At 35.9% G+C, this 16,911-nt stretch carries 13 protein-coding genes and 1 other annotated feature; of the genes, 11 read left to right on the forward strand and 2 right to left on the reverse strand.

Annotation, left to right across the window (positions count from 1 at the left end; genetic code table 11):
* The first annotated feature begins 122 nt into the window (after positions 1-122).
* The 6 genes from EKH84_RS10935 to EKH84_RS10960 all read left to right on the forward strand — a co-directional run bounded on the left by EKH84_RS10935 (position 123) and on the right by EKH84_RS10960 (position 5,527).
* Positions 123-578 (forward strand): RrF2 family transcriptional regulator, encoded by a 456-nt coding sequence (locus tag EKH84_RS10935; protein WP_013656706.1) that lies wholly within the window; start codon positions 123-125, stop codon positions 576-578.
* A 17-nt stretch (positions 579-595) separates the two neighbouring features.
* On the forward strand, positions 596-1,525 hold the full coding sequence (gene cysK / locus EKH84_RS10940; RefSeq protein ID WP_013656707.1) for a cysteine synthase A: 930 nt from the start codon (positions 596-598) through the stop codon (positions 1,523-1,525).
* A gap of 289 nt (positions 1,526-1,814) precedes the next feature.
* Positions 1,815-2,489 carry a uracil-DNA glycosylase gene (locus EKH84_RS10945; RefSeq protein ID WP_127066322.1) on the forward strand — a complete coding sequence of 225 codons (675 nt, stop codon included), beginning with the start codon at positions 1,815-1,817 and terminating at the stop codon, positions 2,487-2,489.
* A 77-nt stretch (positions 2,490-2,566) separates the two neighbouring features.
* Positions 2,567-2,817: a binding site (T-box leader), on the forward strand.
* Positions 2,818-2,860: 43 nt separating this feature from the next.
* Positions 2,861-3,871, forward strand: a complete 1,011-nt coding sequence (gene asnA / locus EKH84_RS10950; RefSeq protein WP_334295397.1) for an aspartate--ammonia ligase — start codon at positions 2,861-2,863, stop codon at positions 3,869-3,871.
* Positions 3,872-4,124: 253 nt separating this feature from the next.
* Positions 4,125-4,559 (forward strand): DMT family transporter, encoded by a 435-nt coding sequence (locus tag EKH84_RS10955; protein WP_127066324.1) that lies wholly within the window; start codon positions 4,125-4,127, stop codon positions 4,557-4,559.
* Positions 4,560-4,582: 23 nt separating this feature from the next.
* Positions 4,583-5,527: an L-lactate dehydrogenase gene (locus tag EKH84_RS10960; RefSeq protein WP_127066325.1), complete on the forward strand. Its 945-nt coding sequence runs from the start codon at positions 4,583-4,585 to the stop codon at positions 5,525-5,527.
* A gap of 68 nt (positions 5,528-5,595) precedes the next feature.
* On the opposite strand, the gene nrdG is transcribed toward EKH84_RS10960, so the two are convergent.
* Together nrdG and nrdD are read right to left on the reverse strand one after the other, a co-directional pair.
* Positions 5,596-6,075, reverse strand: coding sequence for an anaerobic ribonucleoside-triphosphate reductase activating protein (nrdG, locus tag EKH84_RS10965; protein WP_127066326.1), 480 nt, complete (start codon positions 6,073-6,075; stop codon positions 5,596-5,598).
* Positions 6,072-8,189 (reverse strand): anaerobic ribonucleoside-triphosphate reductase, encoded by a 2,118-nt coding sequence (nrdD, locus tag EKH84_RS10970; protein WP_127066327.1) that lies wholly within the window; start codon positions 8,187-8,189, stop codon positions 6,072-6,074. The genes nrdG and nrdD overlap by 4 nt, the downstream gene beginning before the upstream one ends.
* Before the next feature lie 307 nt (positions 8,190-8,496).
* On the opposite strand from nrdD, the gene EKH84_RS10975 reads away from it, so the two are divergent.
* From EKH84_RS10975 to EKH84_RS10995, 5 genes are all read left to right on the forward strand, one after another.
* Positions 8,497-9,210 carry a 3'-5' exonuclease gene (locus EKH84_RS10975; RefSeq protein ID WP_127066328.1) on the forward strand — a complete coding sequence of 238 codons (714 nt, stop codon included), beginning with the start codon at positions 8,497-8,499 and terminating at the stop codon, positions 9,208-9,210.
* A 124-nt stretch (positions 9,211-9,334) separates the two neighbouring features.
* Positions 9,335-11,023 carry a S8 family peptidase gene (locus EKH84_RS10980; RefSeq protein WP_127066329.1) on the forward strand — a complete coding sequence of 563 codons (1,689 nt, stop codon included), beginning with the start codon at positions 9,335-9,337 and terminating at the stop codon, positions 11,021-11,023.
* Between the two features lie 11 nt (positions 11,024-11,034).
* Positions 11,035-13,356 carry a hypothetical protein gene (locus tag EKH84_RS10985; RefSeq protein WP_127066330.1) on the forward strand — a complete coding sequence of 774 codons (2,322 nt, stop codon included), beginning with the start codon at positions 11,035-11,037 and terminating at the stop codon, positions 13,354-13,356.
* 13 nt (positions 13,357-13,369) lie between these two features.
* Entirely contained in the window at positions 13,370-15,142 is a 1,773-nt protein-coding gene (locus EKH84_RS10990) for a S8 family peptidase (RefSeq protein WP_127066331.1), read from the forward strand.
* Positions 15,143-15,150: 8 nt separating this feature from the next.
* A complete protein-coding gene (locus tag EKH84_RS10995; protein ID WP_127066332.1) occupies positions 15,151-16,911 on the forward strand; it encodes a S8 family peptidase in 1,761 nt (586 codons plus the stop codon).

The following is a 16,911-nucleotide window of genomic DNA, read 5'->3' on the forward strand; positions in this document are numbered from 1 at the left end:
TTTTAATTCTATAAATAAGATTCTTGGAATTTAGTATAAAATTAATCGAAAAGGGTTGACAATTCTAAATATAAAGCATATACTACAAAACATAGAGAAATAGTAGGAATAAAGGAGGGGCTATGAAAATATCAACAAAAGCAAGATATGGTTTACGTGCTTTAGTAGATTTGGCAGTTCATTCATCGGGGGATCAAGTACCACTTATTAGTATAGCCCAGAGACAAGAGTTATCCGCCAATTATATGGAGCAAGTTTTTTCATCTTTAAAAAAAGCAGGAATTGTAAAAAGTATCAAGGGGTCACAAGGTGGCTACATTTTAGCAAAGCGTAGCTGTGACATCACTGTAGGAGAAGTCATTAGGGCTATAGAAGGAGAAATTCTTATCGTAGAAGAAGAGGAAGCTAGAGATGATGCTTCTTTGATTTATAATAGCATGAAACAGTGTTTACAAGAACAAGTTTGGAGTAAAATTACAGAAAGTATTTGTCAGGTGATTGATCATATTACCTTGGAAGATTTAATGAAGGATTATGAGAAGCTTAATCAAAAAGAAGTATTAATGTATTATATATAAAAATGGGAGGAATTAAAATGGCTAAGATATCAAAAAATATTACAGAATTAATTGGAAATACCCCTTTATTAGAAATAGGGCAGTATGCAAAGAGTGAGGGAGTAGAAGCAACGCTTATTGTTAAACTAGAGTCTTTTAATCCAGGTAGCAGTGTAAAAGATCGTATTGGTTATTACATGATTCAGGATGCTGAAAAGCAAGGGCTTATAACAAATGAAACAACTATTATTGAGCCAACTAGTGGGAATACAGGTATTGCTTTAGCTTATATATGTGCAGCAAAAGGTTATAAGTTGATTTTAACTATGCCTGATACAATGAGTGTAGAGCGTCGTAATATATTAAAGGCATTAGGAGCAGAGCTTGTGCTTACAGAAGGAGCAAAAGGTATGAAAGGCGCTATTCAAAAGGCTGAAGAGCTTGCTAAAGAAAAAGTACCAAGCTTTATACCACAGCAATTTAATAATCCAGCTAATCCTTTAGCACATCGTTCAACAACTGCACTTGAAATATGGAATGATACAGATGGTAGCGTAGACCTTTTTGTAGCAGGTGTAGGAACAGGTGGTACAGTATCTGGTGTGGGAGAGGTACTTAAAGAAAAGAAACCACAAGTGAAAATCGTAGCTGTGGAACCAGCAGATTCTCCAGTACTTTCAGGTGGTAAACCAGGCCCACATAAGATTCAAGGTATTGGTGCTGGTTTTGTACCAGCAGTGTTTGATTCTGAGGTGATTGACGAAATTATTCAGGTAAGTAATGAAGACGCTTTTGAAACAGCTAGAAAGCTTGCTAAGACAGAAGGTGTATTAGTAGGAATTTCATCAGGAGCTGCTTTATATGCAGCCACTCAATTAGCTAAAAGACCGGAAAATAAAGGTAAAAATATCATAGCACTTTTACCAGATACTGGAGAAAGATATTTATCTACACCTTTATTTGCTTAGTAATCTTTGCTCAAGTATCAGTTGAGGGTAACTTGTACAATCAATCAAAGATAAAAAATGAGAGCAGAATAAATCAAATTTTATGTAATTAACAAATAACTGCCAGTAAGCCTTAAAAGGTGAAAACTGGCAGTTATTTGTTTGCTTAAATTAAAAGTAAGCGAGCAAGTACTGCAAGAGCATAAAGGAATAGGAATAAAAAGTTGATGAAAATAACATCCTAAGTTGTAGCCGGCAGAGAAATAAGTATGGTATATTTGAGAGGATGATATAAAAGAGGAGCGATGAAATGGTAACATTTAATAACAGCTGGGACGAACAATTAAAGGATGAATTTGAGAAACCTTATTATAAAGCTTTACATGAGTTTTTAAAAGATGAATATAAGACTCAAACGATTTATCCGAATATGTATGATATCTTTAATGCTTTAAAGACAACAAGTTATGATGACTTAAAAGTCGTTATTTTAGGACAAGATCCGTATCATGGAGAAGGACAAGCACACGGAATGGCTTTTTCTGTAAAGCCAGGTGTAAAAGTACCCCCTTCACTAGTTAATATTTATAAAGAACTTCAAGCTACTTTGGGGTGTTATATACCGAATAATGGTTATCTTATGAAATGGGCTGAGCAAGGCGTATTATTACTTAACACGGTTCTTACGGTAAGAGCTGGTAAGCCTCAATCTCATAAGGGAAAAGGTTGGGAAGTATTTACGGATCGTATTATTAGTTTGCTAAATGAAAGAAAAGATCCTGTTATTTTTATTTTATGGGGAGCACCAGCTAAGAAAAAAGAAGAGCTTATTACTGCACCTTGGCATAAGATATTAACAGCTGCTCATCCTAGTCCTTTATCTGCATACAATGGCTTTTTTGGATGTAATCATTTTCAAAAGGTAAATGAGTATTTAATAGCTATGGGTAAGACACCTATTGATTTTCAAATAGAAAATATCTAGTCTTTTAAAACAAGAATGCTAAAATTGACTTGACAAAATATTTGACTGTAATTAAAATACTTATATAAATCTAAAAAATAAAGACGATGAAAAGACGAGTAAATCTTTACTAAGGTTTAAAGAGAGCCGAGGGAGCTGAAAATCGGTAACAAGGTAAGGATGGAAGAACAGCTTGGAGTTGCTAATCGAACGGCTATTGGCTTAGTAGACTTAGACGGGATAGACCGTTATATCTAAAACGTATCGAGTAATCTGTACGTTAGTGAGAGGATTTTAGTTTACTAAAGTCAATTAGGGTGGCAAACGCGAATCAACCTTCGTCCCTTACGTTTAAGGGAAGGAGGTTTTTTATATTTTAAAAGGAGGAATATGTGATGCAATTAAGAATTCCAGAAGGTTACAAAGCCAAATTAGACTTAAGAGAAACAGAAGTGGCAATTAAAAAGTTAAAGGATTATTTTGAAAATGCTTTAGCTTATGAGTTGTATTTAACTCGTGTGTCTGCTCCACTTTTTGTTAAACCAGAAACGGGTTTAAATGATAACTTAAATGGGACAGAAAGAGCAGTTGCTTTTGATATTGCAGATGATAATCATGCTATTGTAGAGGTGATTCATTCTTTAGCTAAGTGGAAAAGAATGGCGCTTGGTAGATATGAATTTGGTATTAATGAAGGACTTTATACAGATATGAACGCCATTCGTCGTGATGAAGAATTAGATAACTTACATTCCATTTATGTCGATCAATGGGATTGGGAAAAAGTTATTACTAAGGATATGCGTAATACAGAGTTTCTTGAGAAAACAGTAAAGCAGATTTACAGGGCGTTTATTAGAACACAAAACTATATTACAGAAGAGTATCCTGTACTTGAAAAATGGTTGCCAGATGAAATTTATTTTGTAACTTCACAGGAGTTATTAGACAGCTATCCAGAACTTACTGCTAAAGAAAGAGAAAATAAAATTTGTGAAGAAAAGAAAGCTGTATTTGTAATGCAAATTGGTGGGGCTTTAAGTAATGGAGAAAGACATGATGGTAGAGCGCCAGATTATGATGATTGGTCTCTTAATGGAGATATTTTATTCTGGAATCCACTTTTAGGTAGCGCATTTGAGCTTTCTTCTATGGGAATCCGTGTAGATGAAGAAGCACTAGAAAAACAATTAGAAATAGCAGGGTGCCCAGAACGCCGTGAATTAGCTTTCCATAAAGGTGTTTTAGAAAGACAATTACCTTATACAATTGGTGGTGGGATTGGTCAATCTAGAATTTGCATGTATTTCTTACAAAAAGCACATATTGGGGAAGTTCAAGCATCCATTTGGCCACAAGAGATGATTGATGCTTGCGAAGCAGTACATGTTCATTTGCTATAACGCTATTGATTAAACAATAGAGCATGTACAATCGGAGTATATGGTTTAATACTGTGTTCATATACATAGGATTAAGATAATAAGTAAATTTAGAATAAGCGATTAAAATCTGTGTAGAGAATTTTAATCGCTTATTTTTCGTTTATTTGAGTACTTAGGAGAAATAAGCAGTAGAGGCAAGCAATCTTTAGAAAAGGAATAAAAAAACGAAGATGATGCACAATAAACGTAATAATAGAAAAAGGAGAGCATTATGTTTATTAGTATCATTACAGCACTTATATCAGGGATTCTTATGAGTGTACAAGGTGTTTTTAATACAAGAGTAACAGAAAAGTCAGGTGTTTGGTTTACAAGTAGTATTGTTCATTTTATTGCTTTCATATGTTGCCTCGGAGTATTACTTTTTGTGCGTGATGCCAATGTAGAAGGGTTTAAAACCATTAATAAGTGGTATTTATTAGGCGGTGTTTTAGGCGCAGGAATTACGTATACAGTAGTAGTGTCTATGGCTAAGCTAGGGCCTAGTTATGCTGTCATGCTTATTTTGATTGCCCAAATGACTGCTGCTTATTTGATTGAATTACTAGGGTGGTTTGGTACAGAAAAAGTGAATTTTATGTGGACAAAATTGGTAGGAGTCCTCATAATGGTTGGTGGAATTATCGTTTTTCAATGGAAAAGATAAAACGGTAGCAAGAGGAGGCAAAAATGATTAAAAATAAAGTATGTATTATAGGAGCTGGCATGGTAGGCTCTGCTACCATGATGTCCATCTTAAACTCAGGCTTAGTAGCTGAGATCGTTATGATTGATCAAAATGAAAAAAAGGCAGCAGGAGAGGCATTAGATGCCTTTCACACCACATCCTTTACATATGTACCTAATGTGTTAATTCGCCAAGGTAACTATGAAGATTGTAAGGATGCACAAATTATAGTGATGTCAGCAGGACCTAGTGTTAAACCTGGTGAAAAGCTAGATAGACGTATTTTAACTAAAACCAATGCAGAAGTGACGCGCAGTGTAATGAAGGAAATTATTAGATATACGCAGGAAGCCATTATTATCTTTGTTTCTAATCCTGTAGATGTTGTCACTTATATTGCACAAAACGAATTTAACTATCCTAGAAATAAAATCATTGGTTCAGGAACCTTATTAGATACAGCAAGAATGAGACGTATTATTGGAGAACATTTCTTAGTAGATACCAAGAATGTTCATGGCTATATTCTTGGTGAGCATGGTGCTACAGCTATGGCTACTTGGAGTTTATGTAACTTAGGCGGTATTCCATTAAGTGATTGCAGCAAAAAGTTTAATAAACCAGCCGTTAATCAAGAACAAGTTCTTAAAGAGGTTATTGATGCGGGAATGAATATTTTAATGGCAAAAGGTTATACAAACTATGGGATTGCAGAAGCAGTAGCACGCATGGTAAAAGCAATTGTCTTAAATGAGCTGAGTGTCCTTCCTGTTTCAACTACATTAGAAGGTGAATATGGTATAAAAGACGTAGCTATTAGTGTGCCTTGCATTATAGGGCAAGAGGGGATTCAAAGTATTTTAGATATTCCGCTTACAAAGGAAGAGCATGATAAACTTCTAGCGAGTGCCAATAGTTTAAAAGAAATCATTAAAACAATCGAGTAAATAGTAAAGGAGCTACTACGAGGCTAACAGATGAGTTAGCTATGTAGTAGCTCCTTTGCTTATATTTTTTAGCTTTCTATAATCTTCCCTTGACTGAGATAAAGTATACGTTGATTACGAGAACCTCTGTAGAGAAGATGTTCATCCTTCTCAGCTAAGATAAAAGGACCATCAATGAGTACATCAATAAAATTTAAAAGCTTTCTTCTACTAGGATTTGTAATGAGCTGTTCATAGGTATAACCGGTATAGCACCAAAGCGTAAGGCCAGTTGATTTAATAGAAGCAGCTAAATCTATCAAGGCCTCTGTTTGTTCGAAAGGTTCACCGCCGGAGAAGGTGATACCATCTATAAGTGGCTTGTTTTTTAAGATACGTTGAAGAATGTCAGAAGCTTCTACTGAGTCTCCATAATGAAAAGCCTGCATTTCTGGATTATGGCAGCCAGGGCAAGCATGAGGGCAACCAGACAGAAAGAGAACACTACGAAAGCCTTCTCCGTTAACAGTAGAATGATCTAAAAAACCAGCTACCTGTAAGGTACTCATACGTTAGTATAAGTATTTTTATGAGCTTCATCATGTGAGAGTCTGTCTTGTCTCTCGGCTGATTTACCACTACCAAAACGCTCATCTAAGCTGAGGTAGCCTGTTACACGGCTAATACCTTGGATATGGCTACTACCGCATTCAGGACATGTTTTCCCACAGTCTGTAACAGATGCACCACAGTCTTTACAGTATCTGAGATGAAAATTAATCCCTATGTAACTAATATTGGAGCTATCATAAGCATACGTAATGATTTTTTCAATCGTTTCTTCAGAAGGATAACCATCTACTTCTATATAACTGATATGACCCGCATTACACATACTATGGAAAGGCGCTTCGATTTGAATTTTATCTATAATAGAAATTTGATAGCCAACTGGAACATGGAAGCTATTCGTGTAATAATCTTTATCTGTCACACCAGCAATGCTACCAAAACGGTCACGATCTTGAATAACAAATTTACCGCTAAGTCCTTCAGCAGGAGTAGCATAGCAGCTCCAGTTCATATGGGTATCTTGGGTTGCTTTATCTGTGAAATTACGGATACATTGAACGATTTGATAACCTAATTCACGAGCTGTTTCGCTTTCACCGTGATGTTTACCTGTTAAAGCAACTAAGGTTTCAGCAAGTCCAATAAAGCCAATAGACCAGGTGCCGTTTTTTAAGACAGGATCGATACTATCATTAGGTCCAAGGCCTTCAGAACCCAGCATAAGTCCTTCGCCAACGACAAATGGTAAATCCTTCACCTTAAGGCGTTTAAGTACTTCGTAACGATGAAGTAAGGATTCTTTAGCTAACTGTAAGCGACCATCTAATAATACCCAAAAAGCTTCTAGATTACCTTTTGCTTCAAGAGCAACACGAGGTAGATTAATTGTAGTAGGTGCATTATTACCACGTCTGTTAGGCCCCTCAGGACCGTTAATATTAGAGCATACATAAGTACGGCAACCCATAGTAGCTGGTAAAATACCTTTTGCATAATATTTTAAGTTAAAGTCAGCATCAATGTTCATGAAGGTAGGATTCATACGTGTACTAGCTACACGACAAGCCAGTTTAAAGAGATATTCATAAGGCGCATCCTCACCTCGGTTAACACCTTTTTTGACACGGAAAATAATATTAGGGAAGATAGGTTGTTCGTTTTTACCAAGACCTTTTTCGTATTCTTCTAAGAAAATTTGGCATACTAAAGCAGCATCATTGCTTTGTGGCAAACCAATATTAAGACTACTAAAAGGAACTTGTGAACCTGCACGAGAATGCATGGTATTTAAGTTATAAACAATGCCTTGCATAGATTGGCGTACTCTACTTACAAGTTTATTCTCTACAAAGGTAGTAAAATCTTCTTCGGATAAAGAAGACTTTAATGGGGCAAATTCTTGCTGGATTTCTTCTCTTGTAAGTCCCACATAAGGTGCCATATCATTATCGAAGTTAACGTGTGATTGACCACCGAACATATCATTTTGAGAAGACTGTAATAAAATACAGCTAAGCTCTGCAGCAGATTCAATACGTTTAGGTTTGCGAATAGTACCATAACCTGTATTAAAACCATTCTCAAATACTTTACCAGTATCAATGTGTAAACAGTTAGTGGTTAAATTATAGCTATCGAGATCGTGATAATACAAATCTCCTTGTTCATGTAGTTTAGCAAGGTGTTTAGGCATTTTTGATAAGTTATGCCATTTATTTGTTTCACTGGCAATACGAAGGAGCTTGGAAGAAAAGTTATTACCTACATTAGCATTATCTCTATCTGTTTCAATACCAATATTATGGACCGTATCCATAAGCTCGGATTTTAAGTCACGTATGCGTGTACGCTCTTTACGATAATTAGCATAGGAATTTTTTAGAGCTTCTAATTGTAAATCCATTAAAGTATCTTCAATCACATCTTGAATTTGTTCGACTGTAATTTCATAGCTATACAAGTCTTGAATACGGCCCGTGACTTTAGAAGTAATATCACTAATAGGTATATCAACTTCTACATTTTTTGCTGAGCGTAAAATAGCATTTTCAATTTTGGTGGTATTGAAGGTTACTTTTCTTCCATCTCTTTTAATAACATAATATTGCATTTTGCTATCCCCCTTAAAACTTTTGCCAATTTATATACTATACTATATATATAATCGGTTTTCTAAATATATACTATATCTTGCACATCTGTTTGGCAAGAATGTGTTTTTAGATTTTTTTGTCAATGTTTAAAAATGGAAAAGTTGGCTTGAATTCATAGGGGAATACTAGAGCGTTATAAGATAGAGTAGCTTGTAAAAAAATTTTTCAAATAGAAACATAGTTAACTGGTTTGCAATTTATAGAGGGTGATGTACAATAGAAGATAAGAATACGTGAGAGTGAGAGTACTAAAAGGAGATTAAGATGAATAAGTATGTTGTTGTAGATATAGAAACAACAGGCGCCCATCCTGTGCAAAGTGAAATTATAGAGATTGGGGCTGTTTATATAGAGGAAGGTCAAGTAAAAAAAATATTTAACGAATTGGTGAGACCAACCCAAATGATTTCTGACTATATTATTTCTATTACAGGTATTACAAATGAGATGGTAGCAGATGCACCTCCTATTGAAGAAGTAATGCCACGATTTATAGACTTTTGTGAGGATGTTCCTTTGATTGGTCATAATATTATTTTATTTGATTATCGCATGCTTAAAGCTAAGGCTACGGCCTTAGGTTTTACATTTGAAAAAATGGGTGTAGATACATTAGTGATTTCTAGAAAAATGTTGGCACATTTACCCAGCCGTAAACTAGGTGATTTATGTGACCACTATGCCATTTCCTTAGAAAATGCTCATCGTGCCTATCACGATGCTTTTGCTACTTATGAGTTGTTTGAAAAGCTTAGAAATGAGTTTGAAAAGCAGGAAGCAAAGCTTTTTATACCTGAAAGGATGAAATGGGAGGTTCCTAAAATAGAACCAATGACCAAAAAGCAAAAAAACTATTTAGAAAGTCTTTGTAAGGGACATAGTTTAGCCTTGCCACAAGGGTATGAAGAACTTAGCAAATCAGAGTGCAGTAAGTTAATTGATAAGATTATAGTGGGTCATGGTAAATTAATGAGATAAATAATAAAATAAATAAGCTGAAGATTAATAATTAAAGAGATTGCCACATAAATATAATAGTGAACACAAGAATGCTCAAGGTCTAAAAATTAGATTTTGAGCATTTTATATAGTGGGGTGAATGATGGCAACTATTGACCAACAATTTATTCTTAGTAATTTTATTTTAAGTAGCTTTACTGATATACAAACTATAAGTAGAGGATTTCCTTCACTACAGTTCGAATCTATTGCGCCTAATATTTATGCAATCACTGTTCCAGCTGGAGAGCAAGCAGAGCGAGAGTTTAATATCTTGAGGAATACAGTTAATTTTATTACATCACCTATTCCCTATGGCCTTAGTGCGGTACCTGCTCTTAGTGCATCTAATATTTCACAGTTTCATAATTATCCTTATGGTGAATTACGTGGTAATGGGATCATTATTGGATTTGTTGATACAGGCATAGATTATACGAATACACTTTTTAAGAATGCAGATAATACAACACGTATTGTAAGTATATGGGATCAAACCATTTCAGGAAATCCTCCTTCAGGTTATAGCTATGGTAGCGTGTATACACAACAAGATATTAATGAAGCTCTTAAAAGTCCTGATCCTTTAGCCATAGTTCCTAGTCAAGATGAAAATGGACATGGTACTTTTTTAGCGGGAATAGCAGCAGGCAATGATCAAACAGGAACACTTGATTATACAGGAGGAGCACCAGATGCAGCCATAGCTATGGTTAAATTGCGTCCTGCAAGTGAATATATAAGAGATATATTTTTAATTAATACAGGGGAACCGGCTTACCAGAATAATGATATTATAGCAGGTATCAGTTATTTAGTTCGGTTATCACTGCAGGAACGAAAACCTATAGTCATTTGCATAGGATTAGGAAGCAATTATGGCGCACACAATGGTACAGAAATAATAGAAGACTATATTAGTAGCCTCTCTCTAGCAGCTAATATTATAGTAGTTATTGCAGCAGGCAATGAAGGGAGTAGTGGACATCACTATAAAGGAACAGTGGGTAGTGGCGGTTCAGAGAGTCTAGAAGTTAATGTAGGTGTTAAAGAAACGGGATTTCCTATGTTTGTGTGGGTAGATATTCCTAATAAAATAACCGTTTCCATTAAAAGTCCACTAGGGCAAGTTATTGAAAAAATACCTATTGTTCCCCGAATACCTCAATCATTTAAACTTAATTTAGAAGAAACAACAGTAACTGTCACTTATTTTTATCCAGATCCATTAACCGGAGGTCAAAAAATTGATATTAGGTTAGAAAAGCCAACACCAGGGTTATGGACATTAACAGTTTATGGAGACATTGTTATTAATGGTATTTTTCACATTTGGTTACCACGTAGAGGATTTATTCAAAGTGATACAAGATTTTTAAGACCTGATCCAGAAACCACCATAGAAATACCAGGGACAGAGCAATTTGGGATTACGGTAGGGAGCTATGACTATTTAGATGATAGTGTTTATGTCTCTTCTGGCAGAGGGCCTACTACAGATGGCATTATGAAGCCAGATTTAATTGCGCCTGGTGTTAATGTTCAAGGGCCTATGCCAGGAGGTGGATTTACCACTTATGTAGGGACTAGTACAGCGGCAGCCATAACAAGTTCTGCAGCGGCATTGTTAATGGAGTGGGGGGTTCTTAAAGGTAATTTTCCTAATATGAATACACGAATAGCTAGGAGTATTCTGATTCGCGGTGCTAGAAGGCAACCTAATGTAATCTACCCTAACACGATAGAAGGCTATGGCAGGCTAGACTTACAAGCAAGTATTTCTAGAGCATAGGGGGGAGGAATATGAGAGTGATTATGGCACCGTGTACCAAAGAAAAACAGTCTTTAGAACCATGGATTTTAGAAGATTTAGGAGCCGGATATGTACTTTTAGATATTAAAGAAGAACTATCTAAGAAACGAGAAGGATATTTGGAACCTGATTTTGAAATGCAATTAGGAGAAGAACAAATAGAAGCTTTAGGCTTATTAAATGAGGCACCCATAATCTTTGCAACAATAGGAGTAAGGCAGATAAGTTCAAAAGTTAGCAGCTATTATGAAATAAAAAGAGAAAGATGGCAAAATAAAGAAGCACTACTAAAAGAAGGACCTATATGGATCAGTTGCTATAGTGAGCAGAGTTTTTTGGCCAGTGAATTGATTAAAACAATTCGGCTTTTAATAGAGCAGGCAAAAGCCTTGAAAAAGATTGCTATCATTTATTTAGATAGTAAGCCTAAGGAAAGTTATTTTACTTGTCGCAGTTTAACCTACAAATGCATTAATGAATTACTTGTCGGGGAAAAACATATAGTTCTACAAATAATGAGAGATGAAGACATTGGAGCTTGCTATTTACCAAGTGAGAAGAATTTTGAACCTTATGAGAATCATTTTATATATGATAAGTCATATAGCAAGCTCATGACTAAGGCTATAAAAAAACTTACAAAGAAAAGAACTTTAGTGACACAAGAAAGTTTATATCAAGACCTTTTTTATGAACAAATTCCAATGTCGGAAAAACTCTATTTACCTTTGCAAAATAACTTTAAGAATAAATTAAGTGAACAAGTCGGTTTAAATACCATTTTATTAGGTCAAGACTTTTATGCTATTTATGATACTAAGGCAAACATAGAACAACAAAGAAATGATTTAAAGGACTATGTGATGCCACAATGGACTTTACCTCTAGTAGCTCAAATCCCCATACATAAGAGTAATGATCTATATATAAATGAGAATAATGTCGTGACTAACGCTTTTAAGTACAGAGGTGAAGGGGTTTATATTGGGATTGTATCGGTAGAAGGTGTTGATTGGGAAGAACCACTTTTAAGAACATCTCAAGGAAAAACAAGAATAAGCTGTATATGGGAGCAAGAACAAGCTGATAAAGGGATTTATTATACAGCAGCTACAATTAATACAGCTTTAGAAGCAGAGAAAATATTATCAGATAGTAGAAGTGAAGCAACTTTTTTACTAGGTCGAGCTGGAGGAAAACAAGGTTATTATGAAGCACCTGCTTCTAAGGCGGAATTTCTTGTAGCAAAAATAAAGCCTGCAACCAGAAACGTACAACAACTATATGGAGGAGAACCTCATCCACTGGTTGCATTAGTTCCAGATGTATTGATTGGAGCATACAAACTAATGGAATTAGCTAAGCTTAATCAAAAACCCCTAGTTCTTTATTTACCTTATCACTATCTATTAGAGGGAATAGAAGGTGTTAATAAATACGATAGAATCTTTAATGAACTCAGTCATCAGCCAGGGCTTACCATCATTATGCCTGTAGGAGAAGAAGCTGATAAAAAGCACAGAGGACTAATAGAAGAAGGTTCTTCCAAAGAGGTCAGAATACAAACGAAGAAAGAAAAGCAAAATATAGTCGGGATGATTTGTTCGGAAAAAGCAGAGGTATTTCAAGCAAGTTTACAATTATTGGGGAACGAAACACAAAGGATTTGTATAGAAGAGCAGGGGATTTATCAAACAACTGCAGGAAAAGTAGAAAGCAGTGGGTTAAAATGGGATTATCATAGTGGGCAAATAGTTATTAGATTTCGTATAGAGCAGCACGCACAAAGCACTTGGCAATTGTATTTGAGCACTGAAGATAATAAGGAGCTAAGATTAAGTGTAAGCCTATGTGAACAACCAGTAAATCCAGAAGCTACATTAAGCTCATGGACGGCTTTGAATACGGCAAATCCTGCACCAGCTAAATGGGGAACTATGGGAGTAGGAAGCTTTGATACAAAGGCTTTAGTTGTACGAGGGGGTTCAGGTAGAGCAAAGCATACTAATCAAACAGGATTAAGCTGTGTAGCAGAAGGTAGGGCAAGTATCAGGTTAAAGGAACAAAATGAGATATTATGTTTAGAAGGAACGGCTATAGCAGCTAGTTTAGTGACAGGAGTAGTGGCAACCTTATATAGTAAATGGCAGCAGGAGAAGGGAAAAGCTTATCCGAATACTAAGATGATGCAAAGGTGGATAGAACAGCAGCTTACGCACTTGCCTAATCAGACTTATCCTCATTTTAGTCAAGGAAGTGGTATTTTAGATTTAAAGAAGCTAGAAGCCACTTTAATCGCACCTTTAGAATAAGGGAGGTTAGCAAATGGTTATTAACAAATTAAGTGCACAAGTGCAATTAGCTTTGCGTTATGAAAACCTTTTGACACCTAATGTTAAAAGCTTATTTATAAAAGACCGAACTTTACAAATATGGGAGATTATTGTTCGTTATGTCAATACTTTAGAAGAAATAAGTAGTAAATTCGATATGAAAGTTTATGATTTAGGTCAAGGTTATGCACAGGTTATTATAGGAAGACGCTATATTAGTGAACTATCAGATGAACCTAATGTAATCTTCATTAGTTTGCCTCAGTTTATGGAGTATATAGATCTTGATTTAGCTCAGGTTTGTGCAGAGGAAACCAGTCTTCCAACAGGGAATTTTCAAATCTCAGGAAGAGGATTATTATTAGCTGTGATTGATTCAGGTATTGATTATACACACCCTGACTTTAGAAATGATGATGATACAACAAGGATTTTATATTTATGGGATCAAGGTATAGAAGGAGGGCCACCACTAGGTTTTGCTGATGGAACACTTTATACCAAAGAGCAGATTGATGAAGCATTAAAAGAACCTACCAAAGAGGAAATGCTAGTTAAAGTTCCTTCTATGGATCTACTAGGACATGGAACAGCTTTAGCAGGAATAGCAGGAGGAAATGGGCGAGGAAGCGTAGGAAGAAGAAATAGAGGCATGGCTCCAGAATGTGATTTACTTATTGTAAAAGTAGGAAAACCTAATAGAGAATATGGTCCCAGAGATCTTGAAATCATGCAGGGAATTCGTTTTGCAATGGAAAAAGCCAAAGAGCTACGTAAACCCTTAGTTATTTTATTAGGTTCAGGATATAATTTGGCTAGTCATAATGGAGAAGATATTTTAGCTGCTTATATAGGAACTGTTTATAGAAGTTGGGTATGTAATATTGTAGTAGGAATGGGCAACGAAGGGAATAGAGGAAGTCATGGTCAAGGAAACATAGGAGAGGGTGAAACGAAAGAGATTCAATTTATTATTGATGGAGATATGAAAGAGTATGCTTGTTGCATATGGAAGCCTATAAGTGATGAAGTAGAACTCACCTTAGAGTCACCAACGGGAGAAAAAACAGAGGTACTAAGTTTGCTAACGCCAAATAGAGCATATTTATTTGATGAAACAGCTGTACTTATTAATTTTTCTGAACCTGTTATAGATATCACCCAGCAACAAATTCTTATTGTTTTACAAGGTCAAAATGGTCAATTTGTCAATAGTGGTTTATGGCGTATCAGTTTAAGGGGAAAACGTATTCTACAAGGTAATTATAATATATGGGGAAGTATCGTAAGAGAATACGCTAATAATACGAGATTTTTAGAAGCTTCTATAGAAACGACTTTAACTTGCCCAGCTGATTCCGAAGGGTTAACTGGCGTTGGAGCATATAATGGTAATACCATACAATTAGCAGCTTTTTCAGGTAGGGGATATACTGCTGATGGTAGGATTAGACCTAATTTAGTAGCACCAGGAGTGAATGTAACTGTACCTTCTGTAAGAAATGGAGAAATTTATACCGTAGCATCAGGTACAAGTATTGCAGCAGCATTTGTAGCAGGTGCATATATATTGATGCAGTCTTATGGAATTATTCAATTAGGAAATCCAGGATTATATGGGGATGCCTTAGAGGTGTATTTGATTCGTAATGCCAAAAGACCAATTATTAATGGTCCTTATCCTAATAATAGTTGGGGATTTGGTATACTTTGCCTAGAGGCAGCCCTTAATAATATGAGAGAAGTAGCCAACCAAACCAATTAGGAGGGGCCATGCAAAATAAAACAGATGCAACACTAGAAATATTAAGTATTGTACCTCAAAATGAACGAGAACAGATAGAAATTGATTTAGGGCTACTGGGATTTGAACAAAAAGGGACTTGGGAGATACTTGTCAAATACAATGGAGACATTGAAGCAGTTGCCCGAAAAGTAGGAGGGGTAGCACAAATTATAAGTAATCAATTTGCTGTTTTAACCGTTCCACCTGAGCGCATACAAGAGCTTCTTAATTTTACAGAAGTAGAATATATGGAAGTGCCTAAAAGGCTTTTTTATAATATTAATGAAAGTATGTTGGCCAGTTGTATTACACCTGTTCAAAATGAAGCACCTTATAGGCTAAAAGGTAGTGGCACTTTACTCGGTATTATTGACTCTGGTATTAATTATGCTCATCCAGACTTTAGAAATGAAGATGGTAGCACACGTATCAATTTTATTTGGGATCAATCTATTTCTGGGGCACCACCCACTGGTTATTTAACAGGAACAGAATATACAAGGGAGCAAATTAACGAAGCTTTAAAACAACCTACAAAAATGCAACAGCAGGAGATAGTGCCAACAGGTGATAGAGTCGGTCATGGCACTCATGTAGCAGGAATAGCAGGTGGGAATGGAAGGGGTTCAGGAGGCAGAATTGTAGGGGCAGCACCAGAATCAGAATTTATTATTGTAAAACTAGGGCAACCAGATTTCGAAGGTTTTGTAAGAAATATAGAGATTATGTTAGGTGTACGTTATGTGATTGAGAAAGCTATAAGTTTAGGTAAACCTGTTGCCATTAACATAAGTATTGGAACTAATAATGGACCTCATGACAGCAATGCACTTTTAGAACAATATTTAGATAGTGCAGCAACTTTATGGAAGAATAATATTGTAGTAGGGACAGGAAATGAAGCAAATGCTAGGAATCATACTAGTGGCAAAGTAGAGCAGGAAGGCACGACTATGTTTGAATTTCAGATAGGAGAAAATACGACTTATTATCCATTATCTATCTGGCAAAATCCTATTGATGAATTAGCCTTTGAAATCATTGACCCTGCTGGAAGGAGAACGCCACTTATTGTGTATGCTCAGGGACCGGTACAATATGGGTTGGGCGGAACTAAGGTCTATGCTGCTTTTGCAGGTCCATCTCCTTTAAGCGGAGATATTGAATTTGCAGTATTTTTAGTACCCACATCAGGCAAGATTACAAGTGGTGTGTGGCAAGTTGTCGTACATGGTCAGAGGATAGTAGATGGACGTTTTGATGCATGGGGGCCTACTACAGAAGAAGGTGCTGCTAATAATTTCTTTTTAACGCCTACAGTGGAAACGACACTGACCACTCCTTCGACAGCGAGGTTGGTAATATCAGTTGGTGCTTATAACCATGTTACAGGTCAAATTGCTCCTTTTTCAGGAAGAGGTTTTGGAAGAGATAATAGTGTCATCAAGCCTGATTTGGTGGCACCTGGGGTAGAAATTAGTGCAGCAAGCCATACAACGTCAGGTTATAGGGTTCAAAGTGGTACTAGTATGGCTACACCTCATGTAACAGGGGGAATAGCGCTTTTAATGGAGTGGGGAATTATACAGGGAAATAATCCTTTTTTATATGGTGAAAATGTAAGAACTTACCTAGTAAGAGGTGCTACTAGAGATGATTCTATCAACTATCCTAGTCCATTATGGGGATATGGTAGACTATGCATTGAACAAAGTTTAGATTTGCTAAGAAGGCAATTGATTTTTTAA

This window comes from Cellulosilyticum sp. WCF-2, assembly GCF_003990395.1.
In the GTDB taxonomy this organism is placed as follows: Bacteria; Bacillota; Clostridia; order Lachnospirales; family Cellulosilyticaceae; genus Cellulosilyticum; species Cellulosilyticum lentocellum.